Source organism: Microcystis sp. M53598_WE2 (assembly GCF_030067735.1).
Taxonomy (GTDB): domain Bacteria; phylum Cyanobacteriota; class Cyanobacteriia; order Cyanobacteriales; family Microcystaceae; genus Microcystis; species Microcystis aeruginosa.
This window is the reverse complement of sequence record NZ_JASJFE010000027.1, coordinates 1-4,224: the sequence shown is the minus strand read 5'-3', so window position 1 is coordinate 4,224 and position 4,224 is coordinate 1. Positions and strand designations below refer to the sequence as shown.

The 4,224-nt window shown below is 38.1% G+C and carries 8 protein-coding genes; all 8 read left to right on the top strand.

The annotated features are described in order from the left end of the window. Nucleotides 1-39 precede the first annotated feature (39 nt). The 8 genes from PX636_RS00640 to PX636_RS00605 all read left to right on the top strand — a co-directional run bounded on the left by PX636_RS00640 (nucleotide 40) and on the right by PX636_RS00605 (nucleotide 4,030). Nucleotides 40-276 carry a hypothetical protein gene (locus PX636_RS00640; protein WP_008202209.1) on the top strand — a complete coding sequence of 79 codons (237 nt, stop codon included), beginning with the start codon at nucleotides 40-42 and terminating at the stop codon, nucleotides 274-276. After that, on the top strand, nucleotides 276-728 hold the full coding sequence (locus PX636_RS00635; protein WP_002750618.1) for a type II toxin-antitoxin system VapC family toxin: 453 nt from the start codon (nucleotides 276-278) through the stop codon (nucleotides 726-728). Before PX636_RS00640 ends, PX636_RS00635 begins: the two co-directional genes overlap by 1 nt. A gap of 274 nt (nucleotides 729-1,002) precedes the next feature. After that, complete coding sequence (locus PX636_RS00630; protein WP_288115894.1) at nucleotides 1,003-1,755, top strand: PEP-CTERM sorting domain-containing protein; 753 nt, start codon at nucleotides 1,003-1,005, stop codon at nucleotides 1,753-1,755. A gap of 95 nt (nucleotides 1,756-1,850) precedes the next feature. Next, entirely contained in the window at nucleotides 1,851-2,105 is a 255-nt protein-coding gene (locus PX636_RS00625) for a hypothetical protein (protein WP_004162525.1), read from the top strand. Nucleotides 2,106-2,543: 438 nt separating this feature from the next. Further along, on the top strand, nucleotides 2,544-2,798 hold the full coding sequence (locus PX636_RS00620; protein WP_004162523.1) for a hypothetical protein: 255 nt from the start codon (nucleotides 2,544-2,546) through the stop codon (nucleotides 2,796-2,798). 159 nt (nucleotides 2,799-2,957) lie between these two features. Further along, entirely contained in the window at nucleotides 2,958-3,230 is a 273-nt protein-coding gene (locus PX636_RS00615) for a PIN domain-containing protein (protein WP_164516976.1), read from the top strand. 165 nt (nucleotides 3,231-3,395) lie between these two features. Beyond that, nucleotides 3,396-3,689 carry a nucleotidyltransferase family protein gene (locus PX636_RS00610; protein ID WP_002757241.1) on the top strand — a complete coding sequence of 98 codons (294 nt, stop codon included), beginning with the start codon at nucleotides 3,396-3,398 and terminating at the stop codon, nucleotides 3,687-3,689. Beyond that, on the top strand, nucleotides 3,686-4,030 hold the full coding sequence (locus tag PX636_RS00605; protein WP_002790755.1) for a HepT-like ribonuclease domain-containing protein: 345 nt from the start codon (nucleotides 3,686-3,688) through the stop codon (nucleotides 4,028-4,030). The genes PX636_RS00610 and PX636_RS00605 overlap by 4 nt, the downstream gene beginning before the upstream one ends. Nucleotides 4,031-4,224: the final 194 nt, after the last annotated feature.

Here is a 4,224-nt window from a genome sequence, read left to right as displayed (position 1 = left end):
GAGATATGATTGATATGGTTGCCTATTAGTCTAAGTCAAATGAACATTGAACAAGTTATCATTAAAAACCTAAGAAAACTTCCCTTAGAAAAACAACAAGAAGTGTTATCCTTCACCGAATCTCTCACCTCAAGAATTTCCCTCCCTTCCCCAGATTATAGTCTCACTCCCCAGGAAAAAGCTCAAAAATGGCAGAAAGTAATCGCTAAACTTCCTAAAACAAGTGCGAATTTACCTGATGAAGCTTTACACCGTGACACTATGTATGAAGACTAATGACTCAATATTTACTGGATACTAACATTTTGCTTCGGGCGGCTGATACGTCTTCAGCAACTTATTCTCTTGCTAATAATGTAATTACTCAAATCGTCGAAACAGCTAATGAATGTGTTATTATTCCTCAAGTTTTAATTGAATTTTGGGTAGTTGCAACCCGACCCCTTGATGTTAATGGTTTAGGTTGGACTCCAGCACAAGCTACAAATTATGTCAATGATTTATTAGATAACTTTACATTAATTGCAGAAACGCCGGATATTTTTCCCCTTTGGTTTCAATTAGTCACCATCTACAACATTAAAGGAAAACGCACTCATGATATTAGGCTTCTTGCTGTCATGAAAGCTTCTAACATTACCCATTTATTAACCTTTAATCCTGATGACTTTATCCCTATTCCCAATATTACCATCGTTCATCCTCAAGATTTCATTAATTCCCAATAATTAAGCAGCAAATCCGACATACCGCGCCACAATCCCTCACGGAAGGCAATAGGTCGCTTGAGAAGGGGTAAAACAGGGGAAAACACCTGAGACTCCTTCCCCCTGTGAATCCCTAAGCTAGGGAGAAGAATGTAAAGATTTATTAAATTGTATTTTTTGATACAGTTGTGGGGGGGGGAATGTGTATAATCCCGTTGTCTCCCTTTGGTGTTGGGTTGGGGTGTTGCTTTGACCTAGCTGGGAGGGGATAACCGCACTATTGAGAAGAAAAAAAATGAAAAACAGCATCTCAGCCGCGATTCTTGGAGCGGCTGTAACCACTGCACTAATCGGACTATCTACAAGTCCTGCTCACGCTGCTCCTCCTGCTGCTCAACTTAGCTTCAGGTTCGTCTTTTCCACTTTTCCTGGCGATGATTTATATGATCTGAATCTGACTACGGAGGACACGCTTACAACAATAAACGCCCCTTCTTACACTGATCCAATCAGTGGTTTAACTTCTCCAGCTTATACCTTTACAGGCTACAAAATCCTTGGCGTGACGGGAACGGAGACTGAAGGCGGCATCAGTAACCCTATTACTGCAATACTTCCCGCAGGCTCTGGCGTTTTTAATGCACCTGTCAATGGTGTTCCAACCATAGACCAGATTCCCCACTCGCCGACGGATAACCTTTACAATCCCAATGGTGGCTTTGCTCCAGGAGTGCTTCCAGCCGGGAATACAGCCGGTAAATTTTCGTTTGGAGGTTTAGCTTTCCATGTAGGGGGTACTGAAAATAAAGATTATCAAGTATTCACCCGGTCGGATTTTGGTAGCACCTTCAACCGGCCGGGGCCGGGCTATGACTATGGCGGTTGCCCCGGTAGCTGCCTTGGGGCTATACAAATTGTTCCTGAACCCTCCTCAACCGCTGGACTTTTAGCTATTGGCTCCTTTGGTGCATTAGGCGCAGCTTCAACCCTGAAACGCAAACTAAAATCATTCAAACCATCAGAAAACGAAACCACAAAAGTAGGCTAAATTGCTGACAAAATACGATAAATGCCCCTTCATTCAGTCAGTTGAGGGGGTTTATTGTATAATAGGGACATGATTAAATCAAGAGGATTTTGGTTATGCAACAGGTGACGATTGAGCTACCCACCACCATAATTAATGCTCTAGCCGCCTACAATCAAGAGCATAAGGTATCTTCTTCTGATACAGTACAAACGGCTATAGAATCATTTTTAATAGCGAAAGGCTATTTATCCAAACCGAAAAAATCTTTTCACTTATCTCCCGCACCCAAAGGAAGTGGCTATACTGACACATCCATCAATCATGACGCTGTTTTAGCCGAATTTACAGCTTGCTTCTATATAGATTAGGATTTGAACAAGCCAATCATTTCACACAAAATTGCTTAGAATCTGCTAATCTGATCAATCCGACAGAAAATCAGTATTTCGCCGCTATAGCAAAAGCTAAACAATTTCCTGATCAAACTATTACTATTGTTGATGCTTTGACTGCTATCATCTCAATCGAATTATATCTACCTGTTTGGAGCTATGATTATCATTTTGATATAATGCGGGTGAAAGTATGGAGATAACCCTCAAGTGCCAACTAAAACCCTCCAAACCCTCAGAAAAGGAAACCACAAAAGTCTCCTAAAAACCATTAATAAAAAACTTGCGATCGCCCCTTCATTCAGTCAGTTGAGGGGGTTTTGTTTTTTTATATATCTTCCTCTTACACATTAGTCGCTCGAAAATGATAAGATAGATATAATAAACCAGATTGAGTCTGAGGAAAAATCAAAAATGCAATTTATTCAGACTAAAGCCAAAATCAAAGATGGACAATTAATTATCGAGCAACCCCATCAAGATTTGCCAACAGACACAGAGATTGAACTTGTTATTATTGTTCCCGATCAAAATGAACAAGTAGAATTTGAACAAGCTCGTACTAAGATGCAAGCTGCATTTAAAGAAGCAGGTATCGACACTGATGAACAGATTTTAGAGCTTATTCGTAAAGTGAAGCAAGAACTATTTCAGGAGCGGTATGAATGAGGAGAATTTTTTTAGATACAAATATTTATATTATTGGTCAATTAAAACCCCTCTCACCACAAGAGCGAATTCTTACATGGTTAGGATATTATACCCCCAATAATCAATCTTCAATCAAAGTTATTATTTCCCAGGAACTCATTAACCAAATTTTACGAGTTGGCAAAAGCAGCCAAAATAGTAGATCAAATCTGGCAGAATCTTAATTGCTTATTTATACCAGAAACGATTGCAATGAAAGCAGAAGCAAGTCAGATAATTGCAGAAAAATTAGTGCCTTCTGAAGATGTTTTTATCTATCTAACTGCCAAATATGGTGCGGCAGAAATCTTTTTGTCTGAAAATCGAGAATTAATCAAAATTATTGCTGATTTTGATTGTTTAACATCAGAGGAATTTCTTGATAAATATCTGCGACAAATGCCCCCTTAATTCAGTCAATTGAGGGGGTATTTTTGGCCTAACTCTCTCAATTCCCATGATTTCAAGGAGTATGGTTTATCCTTTCATCCGATATCTGCTACAATACAGATACAGGAAATAACATTTTGATCAGTAGGGTAGAAGTCTTTTCCGTTATCTTAGAAGGTAAGCATCATGAAAAATTTAGAAGAAATTAAAGCGATTTTGGGTCAAGTTAAGTCCTTAGTAAAAGAAAAGTATCATGTCAGTGAATTAGGTATTTTTGGAGATTATGTAAAAGGAGAAGTGCAGGAAAATAGTGAAGTTAATATTCTGATAGATTATACAGAACCGCCTAGTTTACTAGATTTAGTAGATCTGGAATATTATTTAAGTGATTTACTTAAGGTAAAAGCGGATGTTATCAGTAAAAATGGCTTAAAAGGAAGAAGGAGAGAAAGAATTTTATCCGAGGTTATTTATGTATGACGCAACGGGAATTTAGAGATTTCTTGCAAGACATTCTAGAGGCAATTTGTCAACTAGAAAAGATGACTCAGGATCTAAGCTTTGCAGAATTTTCAACTAAGATAGAAATATTTCTTTCGGCAGTAAAATTAATTGAAATAATCGGGGAAGCAGTCAAAAATATTCCTGATGAAGTGAGAGTTAATTATCCCAATATTCCTTGGAAAAACATCGCAGGTATGCGGGATAAATTAGTTCATGAATATTGGGCAATTGATGAAAAAGTCGTCTGGAAAGTGATTCAAAACAATCTCCCCCAGCTAAAGAGAATCATTATCAGTATCATTGAGAAATTACAATAAATTTTCCTTCCTCCTTTAAAAACCCACCTCCCCACTTCCCACTTCCCCATTCATAATTATTCCCACTTGCAAGAGTGCCTTTTTGAACCTTTCTCTAAAAAGGTCTTAATTTTAGGGAAATACAGTTAAAGGAATCCATTCGTAGGTGTTGACAATGCCTTGAAAATAATCATTAATAGTTTCTCTGGAATAGG